Raw genomic sequence first — 21,111 nt, 5'->3', positions numbered from 1 at the left:
GGGCCTAAGAGAATGATCTCCGCCGACCTAGCGCACGCCTATCCTGAGCTGATCCTCGCCATCGGGGCCCTGGCCCTGCTGGTGGCCGGCGCCTTCGCGCCCAAGCAGACGACGCTGGTGGGCGGCGGAGCCGTCGTGCTCCTGCTGGTCGCCGCCTTCGCCGCCGCGACCCAGCCGCTCGGGGTCGCGTTCAGCGGCGCCCTGGTGACCGACGCCGCGGCCGCCTTCTCGAAGGTCGCGATCTACCTGGCCTCGGCCGTGGCGATCCCGCTGGGCCAGCCCTGGTTCGAGCGCCGGGGCGTGAAGACCTTCGAGTTCCCGGTCCTGATCGTGCTGGCCGCGCTCGGCATGGGCATGATGGCGTCCTCGGGCGACCTGATCTCGCTGTACGTCGGTGTCGAACTGCACAGCCTGGCGCTCTACGTCCTGGCCGCGATGCACCGTGACAACGCCAAGGCGTCGGAAGCGGGCCTGAAGTACTTCGTGCTGGGCGCGCTGTCGTCGGGCCTGCTGCTGTACGGCTCGAGCCTGATCTACGGCTTCGCCGGCTCCACGCTCTACAGCGACATCGCGGTGGCGGCGGGCCAGCAGGCCAACACGGGCCTGCTGTTCGGCCTGATCTTCGTGATCTGCGGCCTGGCGTTCAAGGTGTCGGCCGCGCCGTTCCACATGTGGACCCCGGACGTCTATGAGGGCGCGCCGACGCCGGTCGTGGCCTTCTTCGCCGCCGCGCCGAAGCTGGCCGCCATGGTGCTGTTCGCCCGCGTGCTGGGCGACGCCTTCCCGGCGGCCGCGGGCCAATGGCAGCAGGTGCTGGTGGTCATCGCCCTGGCCTCGGTGGCCGTGGGCGCCTTCGCCGGCCTCGTGCAGAGCAACCTCAAGCGCCTCTGGGCCTACTCGTCGATCGCCAACGTCGGCTACGCGGTGCTGGGCCTGGCCTCGGGCACGAGCGAGGGCGTGCAGGCCATGCTGATGTTCATGGTCCTCTACATGATCGACGTGACGGGCTTCTTCGCCTGCCTCACCGCGCTGTCGCGCCAGGGGCGGTCGATGGAGACGATCGAGGACATGGCGGGCCTGATCAAGGAACGGCCGGCGCTGGCCCTGGCGATGACGGTGTTCGCGCTGTCGGCCCTGGGTCTGCCGCCGTTCTCCGGCTTCTGGGCCAAGTTCTACGTCTTCAAGGCGGCGCTGGACGCGGGCCTGTGGGGACCGGCGGTGATCGGCCTTGTGGGTTCGGTCGTGGCCGCATTCTACTACCTGCGCCTGATCAAGGCGATGTGGTTCGACAGCAGCGCCGGCGCCACCGACCGGCCGCCGGTCGAGGCCAAGACCGTGGCTGTCGGGCTGGCCCTGTTCGCCTTCCCGCTGGTGCTGGTGGCCCTGACGTGGCTGGACCCGGCGGTAGCCAAGGCCGCGCACGCGTTCGGACTGGCTTAGGGGATTGGCGAAACACCCGCCGATCGAGGCCTACGACGAACTCGACTCCACCAGCGCCGAGGCGCGACGTCGGGCCGAAGCGGGCGAGACCGGCCCCGTCTGGATCACGGCGGCCCTGCAGACCGCGGGCCGCGGACGGCGGGGGCGGGCCTGGTCCACCCAGCGCGGCAACCTGGCTGCGACGCTCCTGACCCTCACAGACCGGCCCCCGGCCGAGGCGGCGCAGATGTCGTTCGTGGCCGCGCTGGCCGCCTGCGACCTGGCGGACGCCTGCCTGGGGCCCGGCGCGGCGCGCCTGAAGTGGCCGAACGACGTGCTGGTCCACGGCCGCAAGGCGGTCGGCATCCTGGTGGAGTCTGGCGCGCGGACGGATGGGCGGCTCTGGCTGGCCGTCGGGATCGGCGTGAACCTGGCCCATGCGCCACAGGACGTGGAACGGCCGGCCGCCGCCTTCGCCGAGTTCATGTCCGGTCCACCGCCCGAGCCCCGCGCGGCGCTGGAGGTGCTGGCCCAGGCCTTCGAACGCTGGCGTACGGCGTGGGCGACGCAAGGGTTCGCACCGATCGCGTCCGGCTGGTCGGACCGCGCCACGGGGATCGGCCAGCGCTGCGAGGCGCGGCTGCCCAGCCGGACGCTGACGGGCGTGGCCGAGGGGCTCGATCCCGACGGGGCTTTGCGCCTGAGGCTGGACGACGGCGGGCTTGAGCGGATAACCGCTGGCGACGTGTTCTTCGGGGAGAGTTGAGCGATGTTGCTGGCGATCGAACAGGGCAACACCAACACGCTCTTCGCGGTGCACGACGGCGAGCGCTGGACGGCGCAGTGGCGCGCGGCGACCGACTCCAGCCGCACGGCCGACGAATACGCCGTCTGGCTGTCGCAACTGCTCAACATGGCCGGCCTGACGCTGAAGGCCTTCGACGGCTGCATCGTCTCGAGCGTGGTGCCGCAGTCGATCTTCAACCTGCGCAACCTGGCGCGGCGCTACCTGCACGTGGAGCCGCTGGTGATCGGCGAGAACGTCGACCTGGGCATCCCGATCCGGATCGACAAGCCGTCGGAAGCGGGCGCCGACCGGCTGGTCAACGCCATCGGGGCCCATGTGGTCTATCCCGGCGCCCTCATCGTGATCGACAGCGGCACCGCGACGACCTTCGACGTGGTGTCGGCGGACGGCGGCTTCGAGGGCGGGGTGATCGCGCCCGGGATCAACCTGTCGATGGAGGCGTTGCACAACGCGGCGGCCAAACTCCCGCGGGTCGCCATCCAGAAGCCGCAGCGGGTGGTGGGCACCGATACGGTGGGGGCCATGCAGTCCGGTGTCTTCTGGGGCTATATTTCGCTGATCGAAGGCCTGATCGCCCGGATCAGGGCCGAGCGCGAGGAAGAGCTGACCGTGATCGCCACCGGCGGCGTCGCCTCGCTCTTCCACGGGGCGACGACCAGCATCGACCACTTTGACCCCGATCTCACCATCCGCGGGATGCTCGAGATCTGGCGGCGGAACAGGACCTGATGGGTAAGCGCGACGACGAGCTCGTATTCCTGCCGCTGGGCGGCTCGAACGAGATCGGGATGAACTTCAACCTCTACGGCTTCGGCCCGGCGCACGACCGGCGCTGGATCGTCGTGGACCTGGGCGTCACCTTCGGGGATCAGACGACGCCGGGGGTGGAGGTGATCCTTCCCGACCCGACCTTCATCGAGGAATACGCCGACCGGATCCTCGGCATCGTGCTGACCCACGCACACGAGGACCACATCGGGGCGGTGGCCTGGCTGTGGCCGCGGCTGAAGGCGCCGATCTACGCCACGCCGTTCACGGCCTTCATCCTGCGCGAGAAGCTGCGCGAGGCCGACCTGCTCGACGAGGCCGAGATCACCGAGGTTCCGCTGGGCGGGACCATCGAACTGGGCCCGTTCAAGCTGGACCTGATCACCCTGACGCACTCGATCCCCGAGCCGAACGGGCTGGCGATCCGCACGCCGCTGGGGACGATCCTGCACACCGGCGACTGGAAGATCGACCCCGACCCGCTGCTGGGCGAGACCACCGACGTGGAGGCGATCCGCCGGCTCGGCGACGAGGGCGTCTTGGCGATGGTGTGCGATTCCACCAACGTCTTCGTCGACGGCCACGCCGGCTCGGAAGCCGAGGTGCGGGACGCGTTGATCCCGCTGATCGCCGGCCTCAAGGGCAAGGTCGCCGTGGCGTGTTTCGCCTCGAACGTGGCGCGCATGGACAGCGTGATCCGGGCCGCGGAGGCGAACGGGCGTCGGGTGTGCCTAGTGGGCCGCTCGATGATCCGCATGGCGGCGGCGGCCAAGTCGGTCGGGCTGATGCAGGACGTGAAGCCGTTCCTGGAGGACAGTCAGGCCAAGCACGTTCCCGAGAACGAGATCCTCTACCTCTGCACTGGCAGCCAGGGGGAGCCGCGAGCGGCGCTGGCGCGGATCGCCGACGGCACCCATCCGCACGTGAAGCTGGGCGCCGGCGACAGCGTCGTGTTCTCCAGCCGGGTGATCCCGGGCAACGAGATCCCGATCCGCAATCTGCAGAACAAGCTGACCGAACGCGGCGTGCGCCTCTACACCGAGCGCGACCATCCGGGCATCCACGTCTCGGGGCATCCGTGCCGTGACGAACTGGCCGAGATGTATCGCTGGGCGCGGCCGCAGATCGCCGTGCCGACCCATGGCGAGCGTCGCCACCTGATGGAGCACGCCGCCTTCGCCCGCGATTTGCAGGTGCCGCAGCAGGTGACGCCCCGCAACGGCGACATGGTGCGGCTGGCGCCGGGCCGCGCCGAGGTGATCGACGAGGTGCCCTCTGGGCGCTTGTTCGTGGACGCGGGGGTCCTGACGCCGGAGAACGGCGAGGCCCTGCGCGAGCGGCGTCACGCGGCGTTCAACGGCGTGGTCGCGGTGTCGGTCGTGCTGGACGGGCGCAACCGGATCGCCTCCGGGCCTCAGGTGCGGGCGCTGGGGTTGCCCACGGACGAGGACTACCCGCTGAACGAGGTGCTGGGCGACCTGGCGGACGAAGCCGCCCAGGCCATCAAGCGGCTGAAGGGGGAGGAGGCGGAGTTCGACGACACGGTCGAGACCGCGATCTCCCGCGCCGTGAAGAAGGCCAGCCAGCGGATCTGGGGCCGCCGGCCGGTCGTGGAGACGACGGTCCTAAGGATCTAGGCCAACGCCGCCCTTCGCCGCGTGCGCAGCGCCGCGCCGGCGCCTCCGAAGCCGAGGATCATCAGCGCCCAGGTCGTTGGCTCGGGCACTGCCGCGACGCCGGTCGTATAGGTCAGGTCGTCCAGCACCCAGTTGCCGGTGCTGCCGCTGAGACGGACCTCATCGACGAGGCCGGTGTAGCCGGACGCATAATACCGGGCCTGGCCGTTCAGCGCGAAATCACCGGCGGATCCCACCTTCTGGCCTTCGCGGTAGAAGTCGTACGACACCGTCATCCGGCCGGCGAAGAAGGCTCCGTCGAAGCGCACCAACTCGGCGAAGCGAAAGGTCTGCGTCGACTGCGGACCGGGCTGGTACTTGGCGTAGTTGGCGTAGATGGTCGTCAGGCCGGACGCCGGCGGGAAGTTCTCGACAGGCGTGTCGTAGTGGCTGAAGTCGTCGCCGAAAATGACGCCGCCGTAGGTGGTGGGAACGAGGCCGACACCTGTCAGGTCGTCGAAGTTCAGGACGATCGTCGCGGCGGCCGCCGGTCCGGCGACAACGAACGACAGGAACATCCCGGCGGCGGCTAGGCCTGCTGACTTGTGGTTCATGTTGATTTCCCTTGCTTTCCGGCCCACGCGTACAGACGCGCCCGGCCGGATGCACGGTCCGCGGCGATGAACCCATTCGCTATTGCGACGAAGCTGACAAAGTTCGCGCTGTGGGCGAATTGTGGGGCGCCTGGCGGGGCTGGCCCGTCGACAGTCCCGCGGTGATGGTCAGCCGCCGAGATAGCCCTCTAGCAGGCGGAGCTGGAGGAAGCCGGTGACCATGATTGCGTTGCCCGCCCAGGCGATCGTCAGGAGCTGGGCCATCATTCCCCAGGGCGCGCGGGCGCCTTGGGCGCAGCGCCAGACCGAGACAAGCACCCAGGCGGTGTAAATTCCGAAGAGCGGCAGCAGGATCTGCTGGGCGACGGCGTCGCTGCGGTAGAGCGCCGCGACGAAGGCGGCGATCAGGACGGTGCTGAGCAGGACTCCGTAGCCCCAGAACACCACGAACAGGCTGGCCTGTCCGCGCCAGGCGTCGAGCGGGCTGGGGAAGCGCGCCTTGCGGGCGCCGGCATGGGCCATCGTCATCGAGACCTCCCGTCTCTGCGGCCGCCGGTACAGCGCCGACGCGCCATTGTGGCCGCAGGCTACCACCGAGGGTGGGTGTGCCGCTTGATGAACATCATTCGGTCCTCAGGGGTGGCAGGCGCGCCTTCGGCCTTGCCGGAAGATCGAAGTCCCGGTTTGCTGGTCGGCGCAGGCGAGACGCGAACACGCGCCGCCGGGCTGGCAGGGGAGGCCGCCGATGTCCGCCTATCGGGGTGTAAGGATAGTCGACTTCAGCCAGGGCGTGGCCGGACCGATGGCGGCCATGCTGCTGGGGGACTTCGAGGCCGAGGTGGTCAAGGTCGAGCCGCCCGGGGGCGACCGGCTTAAACACCAGCCCGGCTACCTGGCCTTCAACCGCAACAAGCGGGTCGTCGAACTGGACCTCGACGCGGCCGAGGGGCTGGCGGCGGCGAAGACCCTGATCGCGGGCGCGGACGTGGCGATCTTCGACGCCGCGCCGGGGCGGCTCGAGGCGCTCGGCCTGGATAGCGCAACGCTGACGGCGACGTTCCCCGCCCTGGTGCACGCCTGGATGCCACCGTACGGGACGACCGGCCGCTGGAGCGGCCTGCCGGCGCACCACAGCCTGCTGATGGGCCTGACCAGCGCGGCGTTCCGGCAGGGCGCCTATGCGGACCAGCCGATCCACCTGGTCCTGCCGATCGCCTGGTACGCGCAAGCGGTGCTGGGCGCGGCCGCCATCGGCGCGGCCCTCCTGGAACGGTCGCGCAGCGGCCGGGGACAGGCGGTGACGGTCAGCGGCCTGCATGGCGTGGCAGAGGTCATGAACCCCTGCAACGTGGCCAGCGTGCCGCCGATGCCCCGGGGCACGCCCCCGGGCGCCAATCCGCGCTACCGGCTCTATCAGTGCGCCGACGGGGAGTGGTTCTTCCTCGGGACGCTGTTCACCGGCTTCTATCGCAAGGCCTTCGCCGTCCTGGGCCTGGAGGACGCCTTCGAGGCGCTGGAGGACGACCAGCTCGCCGCGCGCGACCTGCTGGAGGGGATGTTCCTGACCCGCACCCGCGACGAGTGGCTGGAGGCCATGGCGGCGAACGACGTCCCGTGCGGGCCGGTGCGGCGGCGCGAGGCGTGGTTCGCCAGCCAGGCGGTGGCCGATGGCGGCCTGCGGCTGACGCTGGAGGATCCGCAGCGGGGGGCGGTGGCGATGCCGGCGCCGCCCGCGGAGCTTTCAATGACCCCCGCGTCGGTGCGGTCGCTGCCGCGGCTTGGCGGGGCGCTCCCAGCCTGGGAGCCGCGCGTCCTCGCCGCGCGACCTTCCAAAGGACCGCCACTGGCGGGCGTGAAGGTGCTGAACCTCGGGACCGTGATCGCGGGCGCCTACGCGGGCACGCTGCTCGCCAACCTGGGCGCCGAGGTGATCAAGATCGAGGGGCCGGAGGCGGACCCCTTCCGGTCGGACGGGGCGCAGTTCGTGGGCTACAACCGCGGCGTCCGGGCGCTGGGGCTGAACCTGCGCGAGCCCGGGGCGCGGGACCTGTTCCTGGATCTCGCGCGGCAGGCCGACGTCGTCATCGACAACTACCGGCTGGGCGTGCGCGGCCGGCTGGGTATCGACTACCCGGCGCTGAAGGCGGTGAACCCGCGGATCATCTCGTGCTCGATCAACGCCTATGGGACCAAGGGGCCGCGGGCCCCGCTGCCCGGCTTCGATCCTCTGCTGCAGGCCGAGGGCGGCATGATGGCCGGGCAAGGGGGCGAGGGCGACCCGGTGCTGCACACCATCGCGGTGAACGACGTGGCGACGGCGAGCGTGGTGGCCATGTCGGTGATCGCCGCGCTGAACGCCCGCGAGCGGACAGGTGAGGGGCAGGAGATCCTGACCAGTCTGATGGCCCAGAGCCTGCTGTTTCAGCTCGGCGAGCTGGTGACCTACGAGGGGCGGCCGCCCAACGATCCGGGCGGGCCTGACTGTGTGGGGGTGCGCGCGCTGCATCGCTACTACGCCTGCGCCGACGGCTGGATCGGCTTGGTCTGCGAGACCGAAGCCGAAGCGGCGCGGCTGGGACAGGTGCTGGCGGTCGAGATGGGCGGGGCGCCGCTGTCCGAACCTCGGGACGGCGAGCTGGCGATGCGGGTCGCGGCGGCGCTGACCGGTCGTCAGCGGGGCGAGGTGCTGGAGGCCCTGCTTACCGCCGGCGTCGCGGCGGCGCCGGTGTTGCGCGGGACCGAGGCCTATGACGATCCGTGGCTGGCCGAGAACGGCTTCCTGGAGAGCTGGAGCCATGGCCGGCTCGGGCCTGCCCTCAGCAGCCGGGGCTATGCCGACTTCTCGCGGACGCCGTCGGGATTCACGCGGCCGACGCCGGACATCGGCCAGCACTCGGCCGAGATCTTACGGGACTGGGGCGTGGCGGAAGGGCGCATCGCCGACCTGTTGGCCCAGGGCGCGGTCTTCGCCGGCGACGGCCTGGGCGGCATAGCGAAAGTATCGCAGGGCGCTTCCGTCGCGTGATCTCGCGCCCCGCGCCGGACCGGCGTATATGGCGGCCATGCACATCGGAAAGCTCAACCACGTCGGCGTGGCCACCCCCTCCATCGACCAGTCGGTCGCGATGTATCGCGACATGCTGGGCGCCACGAAGATCGGCGAGAAGTTCGTGATGGAGGAGCAGGGCGTCTGGGTCTGCTTCGTCGACCTGCCGAACAGCCAGATCGAGCTCATCGAGCCCTATGGTGAGGCCTCGCCGCTGAAGAACTTCCTCGAGAAGAACCCGGCGGGCGGCCAGCACCACATCTGCTTCGAGGTGCCGGACATCGAGGCGGCGCGCGACGACATGGTCGCCAAGGGCGCCACCGTGCTGAACGGCGGTAAGCCGCGGATCGGCGCGCACGGCACACCGGTGATCTTCGTGCACCCGAAGAACATGGGCGGCGTGCTGGTCGAACTGATGGAAACTCCGAAGGGCGCCCACTGATGGGCGTGTTCACCAGCATCGCGATCTTCTTCACCATCTGGTGGACGGTGCTGTTCATGGTGCTGCCGTGGGGCGTGCAGAGCCACGCCGACGCCGGGGTGAAGGTTCCGGGGGGCGGCGAGCCCGGCTCGCCGGTCAACCCGAAGCTGAAGCAGAAATTCCTGATCACCACGGCGATCTCGGTCGTGGTGTTCGCGATCCTGTGGCTGGTCCTGACCCTCGGCCTGATCAAGCTTCCGCCGCTGCGCTGAGGCGCGAACGCAACCTCTCGGCCGCCTCATCGTTGCCAAGGTTCGGGGGGCAAGGCTATCAGGGCGCCTTCGCCGCCCACTGAGAGCCTGAGAGTCGATGCGCCTTTCGCGATACTTCATGCCCACGCTTCGCGAGGCGCCCGCCGACGCGCAGATCGTTTCGCACCAGCTCATGCTCCGCGCCGGGCTGATCCGGCAGGAGGCGGCGGGCATCTACGCCTGGCTGCCGCTGGGCCTGAAGGTGCTGAAGAAGATCGAGGAGATCGTCCGCCAGGAGATGAACCGCGCCGGCGCGGTCGAGATCCTGATGCCGACCCTGCAACTCGCCGACCTGTGGCGCGAGAGCGGCCGCTACGAGGACTATGGCGAGGAGATGCTGCGCATCAAGGACCGCCACGAGCGGGACCTGCTGTACGGGCCCACGGCCGAGGAGGTCGTGACCGATATTTTCCGCAGCTATGTGAAGTCCTACAAGGACTTGCCGAAGAATCTTTACAACATCCAGTGGAAATTCCGCGATGAGCGCCGGCCCCGCTTCGGCGTGATGCGTGGCCGCGAGTTCCTGATGAAGGACGCCTACAGCTTCGATATCGACGAGGCGGCGGCGCGGCGGGCCTACAACCGGATGTTCCTCGCCTATCTCAACGTCTACTCGCGCCTGGGCCTCAAGGCGATCCCGGTGCGGGCCGACACCGGGCCGATCGGCGGCGACCTCTCCCACGAGTTCATCATCCTGGCCGAGACGGGCGAAAGCCAGGTGTTCGCCCATCGCGACCTGGTCGAGATGGGCGCGCCCGGCCCCGACATCGACTGGGACGGCGACCTGCAGCCGCTCGTGGAGCAGCGGACCCGGCTGTACGCCGCCTCGGACGAGATGCATGACGAGGCGACCTACGCTGCGCTGCCCGAGGACAAGCAGATGACCGCCCGAGGCATCGAGGTCGGCCACATCTTCTACTTCGGCACGAAATATTCGGCCCCGATGAAGGCGAACGTGACCGGGCCGGACGGCAAGGACACGCCCGTGCAGATGGGCTCGTACGGCGTCGGCGTCTCGCGCCTGGTTGGTGCGATCATCGAGGCCAGCCACGATGACGGCGGCATCATCTGGCCGGACAGCGTGGCGCCCTTTGGCGCGGCGGTGCTGAACCTGCGGGCCGGCGACGCCGGCTGCGACGCGGTCTGCGAACAGGCGTACAAGGCGCTTTCGGACGCGGGGATCGACCCGCTGTACGACGATCGCGACGACCGGCCGGGCGCGAAGTTCGCCGCGACGGATCTCGTGGGCATTCCCTGGCAGCTCATCGTCGGCCCCAAGGGCGTGGCGGACGGGGTGGTCGAGCTGAAGCGTCGCTCGACGGGCGAGCGCCAGACGCTGCCGCTCGAGGCGGCGCTGAAGGCCATCATCGGGTGAGCCAAACGGGCGCCGTCATCGGCGGCCGCGCGCCGCCGTTCGGTCTCTGGGAGCGAATGCTCGCGGGTCGCTACCTGCGGGCCAAGCGCAGCCAGGGCGGCGTCGCGCTGATCTCGGTCATCTCGTTCATCGGCATCATGCTGGCGGTGGGCGTCCTGATCGCCACCATGTCGGTGATGAACGGCTTCCGGTCCGAGCTGCTGGGCCGGATCCTCGGCTTCCAGGGGCATCTGTTCGTCACCGGCGGGGTGCTGGACGGGCCGGGGCGCGACGGGGCGGCGGCGCGGATTCTGAAGGTGCCCGGCGTCACCCAGGCCGCGCCGATCATCGAGGCGCAGGCGATCGCCATCGGACCCAGCCAGATCACCGGCGCCCTGGTGCGCGGCATCGGGCCGAAGGACCTGGCGGCGACGAAGCTGGTGGCGGGCAACCTGACCCGCGGCTCGCTGAAGGACTTCGGCGCCGGGGACTACGGCGGCGACGTGGTGATCGTGGGCGAGCGGCTGGCGCAGATGCTGGGCGTGGGGGTGGGCGACACCCTGACGCTGATCTCGCCGGCGGGCGGCGCGACCGCTTTCGGCGGGACGCCGCTGCAGAAGCCCTACACGGTCGGGGCCACGTTCAGCATCGGCATGAGCCAGTACGACCAGGCCTACATCTACATGCCGCTGGAGCAGGCGCAGCTGTTCTTCGGCCGCGAGGACACCGCCGACGCCATCGAGGTGAAGGTGGCCGATCCCGACGGCGCGGCGGCCATGCGGGCCCCCATCACCCGCGCGGCGGGGCCGGCGGCCGTGGTCACGGACTGGACGCAGCGCGACGTGGCCTTCTGGGGCGCCCTGGCGGTCGAGCGGACGGCGATGCGGCTGATCCTCGGCATGCTGATCGTCATCGCCGCCCTGAACATCATCTCGGGCCTGGTGATGCTGGTGAAGAACAAGACCCGGGACATCGCGATCCTGCGGACCATGGGCGCGGGGCAGGGGTCGATCCTGCGGATCTTCTTCATGGCCGGCGCCAGCATCGGCGGCCTGGGGACGTTCGCGGGCGTCGTCCTGGGCGTGCTGTTCTCAGTCTACATCGGGCCGATCCAGTCGTTCGTGGAATGGGCCTCGGGGACGCCGGTGTTCGCCTCGGACGTCTACTATCTCTCCCGACTGCCGGCGAAGGTGGACTGGGCGGAGGTGGCGGGTATCTCGATCTTCTCGCTCGGCATGGCCTGCGTCTGGAGCCTGCTGCCGGCGTGGCGGGCCTCGCGTCTCGATCCGGTGGATGCCCTCCGCTATGAGTGAGCCCGTCCTCTCGATCCGCGGGCTGGAGCGGACCTATGTGACGCAGGCCGGGTCGCTCACGGTCCTGCGCGGCGCAGACCTCGACGTGCAGCCGGGGGAGATCGTCGGCCTGGTCGGGCCATCGGGCTCGGGCAAGTCCAGCCTGCTGCACGCCGCCGGCCTGCTGGAGCGGCCGCAGGGCGGGCGCATCTCGATCCTCGGGACCGATTGCACGGCCCTCTCAGAGCGCGAGCGCACGCGGGTGCGGCTGGCCACGATCGGCTTCGTCTACCAGTTCCACCACCTGCTCCCCGAGTTCACGGCCGAGGACAACGTGGCCCTGCCGATGATGATCGCCGGCGTGGAGCAGAAGGCGGCGCGGGCGCGGGCGCGCGAGTTGCTGGCCGAGCTGGGCCTGAAAGACCGGGCGCACCACCAGCCGCCACAGCTTTCGGGCGGGGAGCAACAGCGGGTCGCGATCGCCCGGGCGCTGGCCAACAGGCCGCGGCTGCTGCTGGCCGACGAGCCGACCGGCAACCTCGATCCCGCGACCTCGACGGCCGTGTTCGACAACCTCTACGCCCTGGCCCGCAGCCAGGGCGTGGCCGCCCTGGTCGCCACGCACAACTTCCAGCTCGCCGCCCACATGGACCGGGTCTTCGCCCTCAAGGACGGCCACCTGGAGCCGTGGACGCCCGAATCGGCGCTGGCCTGATCAGCCGAGCGGCTCCGTAGGCTCGCCTGCCCGCGCCGGCGGAACTTCGTTCCTGAGCACCGCTGCGAGGAGATCGAAGACCGCGTCGGTCTCGTCCAGCCGGAAGGTCGCGCGCACTTCGACGACATATTCGCCGCGGCGGATGAACCACAGGCCCTGGCCCATGTCGTTCCGGTCCATCCAGACGGCTCCGGCGCGCATCTGGTCGCCGCGGGTAGGGCGGCTTTCGACCGGGCGTCGCTTCACGCCGGTCTCGGACTGCGTGGCCTTGATCGCGGACCGGAACATGGCCTTGTCGCCGCGATCATGGGCAATGTGGGTGCTGAAGATGGTGATCCAGCTCTCGTCCGAATTCAGGCTGCAGCTCAGATCGAGGGTCTCGTCATCAGGGGAGATCACCGTCGTCCGGCCGCGCGCGAACGGTCCGTAGGCGTCGGCGCAGACGATCTCGGCGCCCCGGAGGCGAACGCCGCCCGGCGCCGGCGCGAAGAAGTGACCATCGGGACCCAGCAAGATCGCCGGGCGGTTGGGGCCCAGCATCGACGGACGGAAAAGCTCGCTCCTCACGCCGCTGTCCGTGTCGTTCCGCAAGGTCACGGCGTTGCCGGTGGGATCAAAAGCAGCGAAAGGGACGGTCCGGCCGGAAATCGCCTCGGCGAGGTCGGCGGCAAGGCGTCGCGCGTCGGGCGCGCCTTCATACATCTTGAGTGCGTACTGCAGGCCGCCGTCGGTTCCGACCAGGAACGTGGCCGATCGCCCGCCAGCGGCCCCATGCCGACGGGTCTGCAGCCAAGCCTTGCTCTCCTCGAGGTTCGGCCCCTGGACGAGGAAGTAGTACACGTCCACGCCCGTCGCGCGAGCCCATCGCAGTGGCGCGCTCCCTTCGCCCCCGGATACGCGCCAGGTGACGCCGTCGTCGTCGATCGTGGACAGCGGGCAGGGCGGCGCGGCCTCGATGTCGCGCCACGGTCGGTCCGTCCGGCCCGCGTCGTCGGACAGCGCAAGGTAGACCGCCGCCGACAGGGCGAGGCGATCGGACTCGGGCAGCACCTCAGCGATGGCGACCGGGGTCCCGGGGCCAGGCAGCGGGTCGCCGCACCCCGCTCGAGCCGGGGCCGCAACGAAAAGCGCCAAAGCAAGGAACAAGGCGAAGCCGTCAAATCTCACCGCTCTCTCCATGGTTGCGCTTGTTGATAGCAGCTTGACGGGAAGAACAAAAGGCGAATAAGAACGTTTCCAGAACGCGCCAACAGCTTGTCCACAGGCGCCCCACAAGAGGATGCGGAAGATGGTTCGTCTGGCCCGGGAATCGCTGGCGTTTGCGTCGGTGGCGAGCTTTGTCTGGATGGTCTGCTCGGTGGCCGGCCTGGTGAGCTGACCGCCATGCGAATGGGGGAGGTGGCCTTGGCGGGGGATGCGGCGACGGGTTTCGTCCACCTGCGGGTCCGGTCGGCCTATTCGCTGCTGGAAGGGGCCATCAAGGCCGACAAGATCGGCGCCCTGGCCAAGGCCGACGGGATGCCCGCGGTGGCGTTGGCCGACCGGGCCAACCTGTTCGGCGCCCTCGAGTTCTCGGTCGCCACCAAGGGCGAGGGTGTGCAGCCGATCGTGGGCTGCGCCCTGCCGGTGAGCGGCATCGGCGAGAAGCCGCCCGAGCGCTGGGCCAAGACGCCGACGGTGATGCTGCTGGCCCAGAGCGAGCAGGGCTATCTCAACCTCTGCGACCTGTCCTCGTTCGCCTATCTCGACATCGAGCCCAGCGACGAGCCGCATGTGCCGTGGGAGAAGGTCTGCCAGTTCTCGGAGGGGCTGATCCTCTTGTCGGGCGGACCGGACGGGCCGGTGGACCACCTGTTCGCCGCCGGCAAGGTCAAGGAGGGCCGCGCGGCGCTGGCGGAGATGAAGCGCGTGTTCGGCGATCGCTTCTACGTCGAGCTTCAGCGGCATGGCGCTCCGGGCGAGGCGGCGGCCGAGGGTGAGTTGGTGGCCTTCGCCTACGACGAGGACGTGCCGCTCGTCGCGACCAACGACGTCTATTTCAAGAACTCCACCGCCTATGCGGCTCACGACGTGCTGCTGTGCATCTCCGACGGCAGTTTCGTGGGGCAGGACGAGCGGCGGCGGGTGACGCCGGAGCACGGCTTCAAGTCGTCGGCCGAGATGCGGGCGTTGTTCGCCGACCTGCCCGAGGCCTGCGACAACACCCTGGATATCGCGCGCCGCTGCGCCTTCATGGTCAACAAGCGCGACCCTCTGCTGCCCCGCTTCACCGCCGGCGAGCGCTCCGAGGCCGACGAACTGGCGCAGCAGGCGCGGGACGGTCTGAAGGCGCGGATGGCGGCGGGCCGGGCCAACGCTTTCCCGCCCGAGGACTACGAGGCCCGCCTGGACCGCGAAATCCAGGTGATCACCCAGATGGGGTTCCCGGGCTACTTCCTGATCGTGTCGGACTTCATCAAGTGGGCGAAGGCGCGCGGTATCCCGGTGGGGCCGGGGCGCGGTTCGGGCGCCGGTTCGCTGGTCGCCTATTCGCTGACGATCACCGACCTCGATCCCCTTCAGTACGGCCTGCTGTTCGAACGCTTCCTGAACCCCGAGCGGGTGTCGATGCCCGACTTCGATATCGACTTCTGCCAGGAGCGGCGGGAGGAGGTGATCTCCTATGTCCAGCAGCGCTATGGGCGGGACAAGGTGGCCCAGATCATCACCTTCGGCACGCTGCAGGCGCGGGCCGTCCTGCGCGACGTGGGCCGGGTGATGCAGTTGCCGCTGGGCCAGGTCGACCGGCTGGCCAAGATGGTGCCGGCCAACCCCGCCAATCCGGTGACCCTGGCCCAGGCGCTCGACATCGAGCCGCGGCTCAAGGAGGAGTCGCGCCGGGACGAGGCCGTGGCCCGGCTGCTGGACGTGTCACTGCAGCTTGAGGGGCTCTACCGTAACGCCTCGACCCACGCCGCCGGCGTGGTGATCGGCGACCGGCCGCTGACGAAACTGACGCCGCTCTACCGCGACCCGCGCTCGGAGCTGCCTGCCACCCAGTTCAACATGAAATGGGTCGAGAGCGCCGGCCTGGTGAAGTTCGACTTCCTCGGCCTGAAGACGCTGACCGTCATCGACCGGGCGGTGAAGTACCTGGAGAAGCGCGGGGTCAGCGTCGACATGGGCGCGCTTCCGCTGGACGACGGGCCCACCTACGAGCTGATGAGCAACGCCCAGACGATCGGGGTCTTCCAGCTCGAAGGGCAGGGGATGCGCGACACCCTGCGCCAGCTGCGGCCCGGTTCGATCGAGGACGTCACCGCCATCGTCTCGCTCTACCGGCCGGGACCGATGGACAACATCCCGGCCTTCGTGGACTGCAAGTTCGGCCGCAAGCCTATCGACTACCTGCACCCGACGCTGGAAGGGGTGCTGAAGGAGACCTACGGCATCATCGTCTACCAGGAACAGGTGATGCAGATCGCCCAGATCCTGGCGGGCTATAGCCTAGGCGAAGCCGACCTTCTGCGCCGGGCGATGGGCAAGAAGAAGAAGGAGGAGATGGACCTCCAGCGCGCCCGCTTCGTGTCGGGCGCCGAGGCCAAGGGCGTTCCGGGCGCCCAGGCCGGCTCGATCTTCGACCTGGTGGACAAGTTCGCCGGCTACGGCTTCAACAAGTCGCACGCCGCCGCCTACGCCGTGGTCAGCTACCAGACCGCCTGGCTGAAGGCGAACACGCCGGTTGAGTTCTTCGCCGCGTCGATGAGCCTGGATATCGCCAACACCGACAAGCTGTCGGTGTTCTACCAGGACGCCAAGCGCTTCGGGGTGAAGATCCGGCCACCGTGCGTCAACCGCTCGGGCGCGGACTTCGAGGTGGAGAACGGCGAGGTCCTCTACGCCCTGGGCGCCATCCGCAACGTCGGCCTGCAGGCGATGGAGCATGTGGCGCAGGTGCGCCGCGAGGGTGGCCCGTTCCGCGACATCTTCGATTTTGTCGAGCGGATCGATCCCAAGCAGGTCAACAAGCGCACGTTCGAGACCCTGGCGCGAGCGGGGGCGTTCGATTCCATCCACCCGAACCGGGCCGAGCTGATGGCCTCGGCCGACACCCTGGTGGGGCACGGCCAGGCGCTGGCGGCGGACAGGGCGGAGGGTAAGGTCAGCCTGTTCGGAGACGACCTGTCGGGTGGTCACCGGCCCCGGCTGACCCGGGCTGAGCCCTGGACGCCGACCGAGCGGTTGGACGAGGAACTGGCGGCGGTGGGATTCTATCTCTCCGGCCACCCGCTGGACGACATGGTTGAAGCGCTTCGGCGCAAGCGGACCGACCTGCTGACCGACGCCACGGCCAAGGCGATCGCTGGCGCCGAGGCGCTGCGGATGGCCGGGGTGATCCGCCGCAAGCAGGAGCGGCCGTCGCGGTCCGGCGAGAAGTTCGCCTTCGTCACCTTCTCGGATCCCACGGGCGAGTACGAGGTGCTGTTCCCGCCCGAGTCGCTGCGCAAGTGCCGCGACCTGCTGGAACCGGGGCGGGCGGTGTCGCTGAAGGTGCGGGCCAAGGCCAGCGATGGCGAGGTGCGGTTCTTCGGCGACGACGTCGAGCCGGTCGAGAAGGTGATCGAGAACGTCGTCGCGGGCCTGAGGGTCCACGTCGCGCCCCGCAGCGCCGAGATCGAGGCCTTGAAGAAGCGGCTCGAGGGGGTGAGCAACGCCCGGGGCGGCGAGGTGATCCTGGTGGCGGGCCTGGACGGCGGTCGCGAGGTGGAGCTGAAGCTGCCCGGCCGTTTCACCCTGGACGGGGCCGTGCGCGGCGCGCTCAAGACCGCGCCGGGCGTGGTGTTCGTCGAGGATCTGTGACGCGCCGCACGCGGCGGAGACAGCCTTGGCGGAGAAGATCGACCGCGGGGCCGGACGCGTTGAAGTATCGTAAAGGTTGTGCGCGATAAGAACGGGCGGAAAACGCGAGGAAATGCGATGAGACGCGAGATCCTGCTGCTTGCCGCCCTGGCCCTTGGCCCTGCGCCAGCCGCCGCCGAGGGGACGTTCGGCGTCTCCAAACCGAATGGGACGTGGGGGACGGGCGGCGCGAAGCCGCCGGCGGCGTGGAAGCCATCACCAGGCTATGGCGCGCCGGTCGCCTCGCCGTCATCGGCGAACGGGGGCGCATCCACCGCTCGCATCTACAGCCCGCCGTCGGCGCCCAAGGCCGAGCCTTTCAAGCCGTATCAGCCCTACAAGCCCAACAGCGTGTTCGGGCCGGACTCCCGGAAGAAGCCGTAGCTTCAGCCGGCTTGATTTTCCGGCGCATTCCAACTACATGCGCCGCTCCAATCCACACGCGGGTGTGCGGCTTGGTCGGGGAGACATCCCGACCGGGTGCGTTCCGGTCCTCTTCGGAGGGTTTGCCCGCGGCGGTCCAACCGGAAGAAAGACGAGATACAGACGATGGCTCTGCCTGAATTCTCCATGCGCCAGATGCTGGAAGCCGGCGCCCACTTCGGCCACCAGACGCACCGCTGGAACCCGAAGATGGACAAGTACATCTTCGGCTCGCGCTCCAACATCCACATCATCGACCTGTCGCAGTCGATCCCGCTGCTGCACCAGGCCCTGGTGAAGGTGCGTGAAGTCGCCGCCGGCGGCGGCCGCATCCTGTTCGTCGGCACCAAGCGCCAGGCCTCCGAGCCGATCGCCACGGCCGCGAAGCGCTGCGCCCAGTACTACGTGAACCACCGCTGGCTGGGCGGCACGCTCACCAACTGGCGCACCGTGTCGGGCTCGATCGCCCGCCTGCGCGAGCTGGACGGCGTGGTTTCGGGCGAAGGCCAAGGCCGCTCCAAGAAGGAGCTGCTGACCCTGACCCGCGAGCGCGACAAGCTGGAGCTCAGCCTGGGCGGGATCAAGGACATGGGCGGGATCCCCGACCTGATGTTCGTGATCGACACCAACAAGGAAGCGATCGCGATCCAGGAAGCCCGCAAGCTGAACATCCCGGTGATCGCCATCCTGGACACGAACTGCAATCCGGATGGCATCACCTATCCGATCCCCGGCAACGACGACGCCGCGCGCGCCATCCAGCTCTACTGCGACCTGATGGCCGACGCGATCCTGGACGGCCTCGCGGCTGGCCAGGCGGCCTCGGGCGTCGACCTGGGCGCCTCGGAAGCGCCGGTCGAGCCGACGCTGGCTCGCGAACTGGATACCCCCGCCGCGGACGCCTCGACGGCTGAAGCTGCGGACGCGGCGAGCGAGCAGTAATCCGGTCAGGCGCCTCCGCGCCGGGCTGACATGAAACCGTGACGACGGGCCCTCACGAGAGGGTCTGTCGTGATTCAACGAGCTTTGAAGGAGCTGACCATGGCGGAAATCACCGCTGCGCTGGTCAAGGACCTGCGCGAAAAATCCGGCGCCGGCATGATGGACTGCAAGAAGGCGCTGCAGGAGAACAACGGCGACGTCGAGGCGTCGATGGACTGGCTGCGGACCAAGGGTCTGGCCAAGGCCGCCAAGAAGGCCGACCGCGCCGCGGCGGAAGGCCTGGTCGCCGGCAAGATCGCCACCGACGGCAAGACCGGCGTGCTGGTCGAGCTGAACGCCGAGACCGATTTCGTGGCCAAGAACGACACGTTCCAGTCGGCGGCCCGCGAGTTCGCGAACGTGGCGCTGACGGTCGACGGCGACGTCGAGGCGATCCGCGCCGCCAAGACCGCCAAGGGTGAGACCGTCCAGGACGCGGTCACCAACCTGATCGCGACCATCGGCGAAAACATGCAGCTGCGCCGCGCGGCCAAGCTGTCGGTCGGCCAAGGCGCCGTGTCGCTGTACCTGCACAACAAGCAGGGCGACGACGTGGCCAAGCTCGCGGTGCTGGTGGCGCTGGAAGGCGCCGGCGACCAGTCGGCCCTGGCCGAAGTGGCGCGCCGCATCGCCCTGCACGTGGCCGGCACGCCGACCCCGCCGCTGGCCCTCACCGCCGCCGAACTCGACCCGGCCGTGGTCGCCAAGGAGCGCGAGATCCAGGTCCAGATGGCGATGGAGTCGGGCAAGCCGAAGGAAATCGCCGAGAAGATGGTCGAGGGCCGGATCCGGAAGTGGCAGGAAGAGGTCGTGCTCCTGGCGCAGCCCTTCGTCATGAACCCGGACCAGACGATCGAGCAACTGGTCGCCGAGACCGCCAAGGAAACCGGCTCGCCGGTCGTGCTGAAGGGCTTCGTGCGCTTCGCCCTGGGCGAAGGCGTCGAGAAGGCCCCCGAAGGCGACTTCGCCGCCGAGGTCGCTTCGATGACCGGCCAGGGCTGAGCCCCGCGGCCTGACTAAAAGAGGGCGCGACGCGTTCGACGCGTCGCGCCCTTGCTGTATGTTCCGTCGATTTCGCGAGGATTCCCGCCCATGGCCGATGCCGCCCCTTCAGACGTTTCGGGACCGCGCTACAAACGCATCCTCCTGAAGCTCTCGGGCGAGGCGGGCGTCGGCGGGGACAGTTTCGGCATCGATCCCAAGACGCTTGGCGCAGTGAGCGAGGAGATCGCCCAGGTCGCCAAGGCGGGCGTCGAGGTCTGCGTGGTGGTCGGCGGTGGCAACATCTTCCGCGGCGCGGCCCTGGCCGAGGCCGGTATGGAACGGGCCAGCGCCGACTACATGGGCATGCTGGCCACGGTGATGAACGCCCTGGCCCTGCAGGCTTCGCTGGAGAAGCTCGGCGTCTACACCCGGGTGCAGTCGGCCATCCCGATGGAAGCGGTGTGCGAGCCGTACATCCGCCGCCGGGCCCTGCGGCACCTGGAGAAGGGCAGGGTGGTGATCTTCGCCGCCGGCGTCGGCGCGCCGTTCTTCACCACCGACTCGGGGGCGGCCCTGCGCGCGGCCGAGATGGGCTGCGAGGCCCTGCTCAAGGGCACCAGCGTGGACGGCGTCTACACGGCCGACCCGAAGAAGGACCCGAAGGCCGAACGCTATGAGGCGCTGAGCTACCACGAGGTGCTGTCCAGGAACCTGAAGGTGATGGACGCCTCGGCCGTGAGCCTCATGCGCGAGAACCATATCCCCATCGTGGTGTTCAACATCCGCGAGCGCGGCAACCTGCTGAAGGTGCTGAACGGCGAAGGGGTCTTCACGACCATCGCCTGAGCCCTAGTATCCAGTTCAAGACGACGAAGGACGGAGACGCCTCCATGGCCACGACCGAAAAGCCTGTGCTCTCGAAGTACAAGGACCGCATGGACAAGGCCGTCGCAGCGCTGAAGGACGAGTTCGGCTCGCTTCGCACCGGGCGGGCCTCGGCCAGCCTGCTGGACCAGATCCATGTAGACGCCTACGGGGCCTCGACTCCGCTGAACCAGGTAGGCGCGATCAGCGTGCCGGAACCGCGGATGATCACCATCAGCGTCTGGGACCGTGGCCTGGTGGTCTCGGTGGAAAAGGCGATCCGCGCCTCGGACCTGGGCCTGAACCCGGTCGTGGACGGCCAGACCCTCCGTCTGCCGATCCCGCCGCTCACCGAGGAGCGCCGGAAGGACCTGGCCAAGCTCGCCGGAAAGTACGCGGAACAGCAGCGGGTCGCGGTGCGCAATATCCGGCGTGACGCCAATGACGACAGCCGCAAGGCCCAGAAGGACGGCGTCATCAGCCAGGACGAGGAGAAGCGTTTCGAGGGCGAGGTGCAGAAGATCACCGACGAAGCCATCAAGCGCATCGACGAAGCCTTGAAAACAAAAGAACAAGAGATCATGCAGGTCTGAGCCCCGTACAGGATCGCGTTCCCT

General features: G+C 69.1%; 19 protein-coding genes. 16 read left to right on the top strand and 3 right to left on the bottom strand.

The window, feature by feature from the left end:
• Window positions 1–12 precede the first annotated feature (12 nt).
• Genes nuoN through DJ019_RS02860 form a run of 4 tightly spaced genes read left to right on the top strand, consistent with a single transcriptional unit; the run spans window position 13 to window position 4,632 of the window.
• Window positions 13–1,440, top strand: coding sequence for an NADH-quinone oxidoreductase subunit NuoN (nuoN, locus tag DJ019_RS02875; RefSeq protein WP_111274461.1), 1,428 nt, complete (start codon window positions 13–15; stop codon window positions 1,438–1,440).
• Between the two features lie 4 nt (window positions 1,441–1,444).
• Entirely contained in the window at window positions 1,445–2,185 is a 741-nt protein-coding gene (locus DJ019_RS02870; RefSeq protein ID WP_111274460.1) for a biotin--[acetyl-CoA-carboxylase] ligase, read from the top strand.
• Window positions 2,186–2,188: 3 nt separating this feature from the next.
• Entirely contained in the window at window positions 2,189–2,956 is a 768-nt protein-coding gene (locus DJ019_RS02865) for a type III pantothenate kinase (protein ID WP_111274459.1), read from the top strand.
• Window positions 2,956–4,632 carry a ribonuclease J gene (locus DJ019_RS02860; protein ID WP_420849828.1) on the top strand — a complete coding sequence of 559 codons (1,677 nt, stop codon included), beginning with the start codon at window positions 2,956–2,958 and terminating at the stop codon, window positions 4,630–4,632. The genes DJ019_RS02865 and DJ019_RS02860 overlap by 1 nt, the downstream gene beginning before the upstream one ends.
• Here the strand turns inward: DJ019_RS02860 and DJ019_RS21125 are convergent.
• Window positions 4,629–5,225 carry a PEPxxWA-CTERM sorting domain-containing protein gene (locus DJ019_RS21125; RefSeq protein ID WP_205854068.1) on the bottom strand — a complete coding sequence of 199 codons (597 nt, stop codon included), beginning with the start codon at window positions 5,223–5,225 and terminating at the stop codon, window positions 4,629–4,631. The genes DJ019_RS02860 and DJ019_RS21125 overlap by 4 nt on opposite strands.
• Window positions 5,226–5,393: 168 nt before the next feature.
• The gene (locus DJ019_RS02850) at window positions 5,394–5,753 is read right to left on the bottom strand and encodes a hypothetical protein (protein ID WP_111274457.1); all 360 of its coding nucleotides are present in this window, start codon (window positions 5,751–5,753) and stop codon (window positions 5,394–5,396) included.
• 217 nt (window positions 5,754–5,970) lie between these two features.
• Between DJ019_RS02850 and DJ019_RS02845 the strand changes: the two genes are divergently transcribed.
• The 6 genes from DJ019_RS02845 (at window position 5,971) to DJ019_RS02820 (ending at window position 12,364) form a co-directional block, all read left to right on the top strand.
• Window positions 5,971–8,250, top strand: a complete 2,280-nt coding sequence (locus tag DJ019_RS02845; protein ID WP_111274456.1) for a CaiB/BaiF CoA-transferase family protein — start codon at window positions 5,971–5,973, stop codon at window positions 8,248–8,250.
• Window positions 8,251–8,287: 37 nt separating this feature from the next.
• Window positions 8,288–8,713 carry a methylmalonyl-CoA epimerase gene (gene mce, locus DJ019_RS02840; RefSeq protein ID WP_111274755.1) on the top strand — a complete coding sequence of 142 codons (426 nt, stop codon included), beginning with the start codon at window positions 8,288–8,290 and terminating at the stop codon, window positions 8,711–8,713.
• Complete coding sequence (locus tag DJ019_RS02835) at window positions 8,713–8,964, top strand: DUF1467 family protein (protein WP_111274455.1); 252 nt, start codon at window positions 8,713–8,715, stop codon at window positions 8,962–8,964. Before mce ends, DJ019_RS02835 begins: the two co-directional genes overlap by 1 nt.
• 97 nt (window positions 8,965–9,061) lie before the next feature.
• Complete coding sequence (gene proS, locus DJ019_RS02830) at window positions 9,062–10,378, top strand: proline--tRNA ligase (protein ID WP_111274454.1); 1,317 nt, start codon at window positions 9,062–9,064, stop codon at window positions 10,376–10,378.
• Window positions 10,379–10,434: 56 nt separating this feature from the next.
• Window positions 10,435–11,670: a lipoprotein-releasing ABC transporter permease subunit gene (locus DJ019_RS02825; protein ID WP_111274754.1), complete on the top strand. Its 1,236-nt coding sequence runs from the start codon at window positions 10,435–10,437 to the stop codon at window positions 11,668–11,670.
• A complete protein-coding gene (locus DJ019_RS02820; RefSeq protein ID WP_111274453.1) occupies window positions 11,663–12,364 on the top strand; it encodes an ABC transporter ATP-binding protein in 702 nt (233 codons plus the stop codon). Before DJ019_RS02825 ends, DJ019_RS02820 begins: the two co-directional genes overlap by 8 nt.
• On the opposite strand, the gene DJ019_RS02815 is transcribed toward DJ019_RS02820, so the two are convergent.
• The gene (locus DJ019_RS02815) at window positions 12,365–13,801 is read right to left on the bottom strand and encodes a hypothetical protein (protein ID WP_240606348.1); all 1,437 of its coding nucleotides are present in this window, start codon (window positions 13,799–13,801) and stop codon (window positions 12,365–12,367) included.
• Between DJ019_RS02815 and dnaE the strand changes: the two genes are divergently transcribed.
• The 6 genes from dnaE to frr all read left to right on the top strand — a co-directional run bounded on the left by dnaE (window position 13,769) and on the right by frr (window position 21,087).
• On the top strand, window positions 13,769–17,203 hold the full coding sequence (gene dnaE / locus DJ019_RS02805; protein WP_420849826.1) for a DNA polymerase III subunit alpha: 3,435 nt from the start codon (window positions 13,769–13,771) through the stop codon (window positions 17,201–17,203). The two genes, DJ019_RS02815 and dnaE, sit on opposite strands and share 33 nt — an antisense overlap.
• A 117-nt stretch (window positions 17,204–17,320) precedes the next feature.
• Window positions 17,321–17,626, top strand: a complete 306-nt coding sequence (locus DJ019_RS02800) for a hypothetical protein (RefSeq protein WP_111274450.1) — start codon at window positions 17,321–17,323, stop codon at window positions 17,624–17,626.
• Between the two features lie 165 nt (window positions 17,627–17,791).
• A complete protein-coding gene (gene rpsB, locus DJ019_RS02795; protein ID WP_111274449.1) occupies window positions 17,792–18,607 on the top strand; it encodes a 30S ribosomal protein S2 in 816 nt (271 codons plus the stop codon).
• A 99-nt stretch (window positions 18,608–18,706) separates the two neighbouring features.
• Window positions 18,707–19,648, top strand: a complete 942-nt coding sequence (gene tsf, locus DJ019_RS02790) for a translation elongation factor Ts (protein ID WP_111274752.1) — start codon at window positions 18,707–18,709, stop codon at window positions 19,646–19,648.
• A gap of 90 nt (window positions 19,649–19,738) precedes the next feature.
• Entirely contained in the window at window positions 19,739–20,476 is a 738-nt protein-coding gene (pyrH, locus tag DJ019_RS02785; RefSeq protein WP_111274448.1) for a UMP kinase, read from the top strand.
• A 44-nt stretch (window positions 20,477–20,520) separates the two neighbouring features.
• Window positions 20,521–21,087, top strand: coding sequence for a ribosome recycling factor (gene frr / locus DJ019_RS02780; RefSeq protein WP_111274447.1), 567 nt, complete (start codon window positions 20,521–20,523; stop codon window positions 21,085–21,087).
• Window positions 21,088–21,111: the final 24 nt, after the last annotated feature.

The sequence above is a fragment of the Phenylobacterium kunshanense genome (assembly GCF_003254525.1).
GTDB classification, from domain to species: domain Bacteria; phylum Pseudomonadota; class Alphaproteobacteria; order Caulobacterales; family Caulobacteraceae; genus Phenylobacterium; species Phenylobacterium kunshanense.
Note: the sequence above shows the minus strand (reverse complement) of the source record. Positions and strands in the feature narration are given on the sequence as shown.

Coding starts and splice junctions, on each gene's coding strand:
- DJ019_RS02800 (WP_111274450.1), top strand. CDS start 17,321: ATGAGACGCGAGATCCTGCTGCTTGCCGCCCTGGCCCTTGGCCCTGCG.
- DJ019_RS02835 (WP_111274455.1), top strand. CDS start 8,713: ATGGGCGTGTTCACCAGCATCGCGATCTTCTTCACCATCTGGTGGACG.
- DJ019_RS02860 (WP_420849828.1), top strand. CDS start 2,956: ATGGGTAAGCGCGACGACGAGCTCGTATTCCTGCCGCTGGGCGGCTCG.
- mce (WP_111274755.1), top strand. CDS start 8,288: ATGCACATCGGAAAGCTCAACCACGTCGGCGTGGCCACCCCCTCCATC.
- rpsB (WP_111274449.1), top strand. CDS start 17,792: ATGGCTCTGCCTGAATTCTCCATGCGCCAGATGCTGGAAGCCGGCGCC.
- DJ019_RS02865 (WP_111274459.1), top strand. CDS start 2,189: ATGTTGCTGGCGATCGAACAGGGCAACACCAACACGCTCTTCGCGGTG.
- DJ019_RS02820 (WP_111274453.1), top strand. CDS start 11,663: ATGAGTGAGCCCGTCCTCTCGATCCGCGGGCTGGAGCGGACCTATGTG.
- DJ019_RS21125 (WP_205854068.1), bottom strand. CDS start 5,225: ATGAACCACAAGTCAGCAGGCCTAGCCGCCGCCGGGATGTTCCTGTCG.
- proS (WP_111274454.1), top strand. CDS start 9,062: ATGCGCCTTTCGCGATACTTCATGCCCACGCTTCGCGAGGCGCCCGCC.
- frr (WP_111274447.1), top strand. CDS start 20,521: ATGGCCACGACCGAAAAGCCTGTGCTCTCGAAGTACAAGGACCGCATG.
- DJ019_RS02850 (WP_111274457.1), bottom strand. CDS start 5,753: ATGACGATGGCCCATGCCGGCGCCCGCAAGGCGCGCTTCCCCAGCCCG.
- DJ019_RS02845 (WP_111274456.1), top strand. CDS start 5,971: ATGTCCGCCTATCGGGGTGTAAGGATAGTCGACTTCAGCCAGGGCGTG.
- tsf (WP_111274752.1), top strand. CDS start 18,707: ATGGCGGAAATCACCGCTGCGCTGGTCAAGGACCTGCGCGAAAAATCC.
- DJ019_RS02825 (WP_111274754.1), top strand. CDS start 10,435: ATGCTCGCGGGTCGCTACCTGCGGGCCAAGCGCAGCCAGGGCGGCGTC.
- pyrH (WP_111274448.1), top strand. CDS start 19,739: ATGGCCGATGCCGCCCCTTCAGACGTTTCGGGACCGCGCTACAAACGC.
- nuoN (WP_111274461.1), top strand. CDS start 13: ATGATCTCCGCCGACCTAGCGCACGCCTATCCTGAGCTGATCCTCGCC.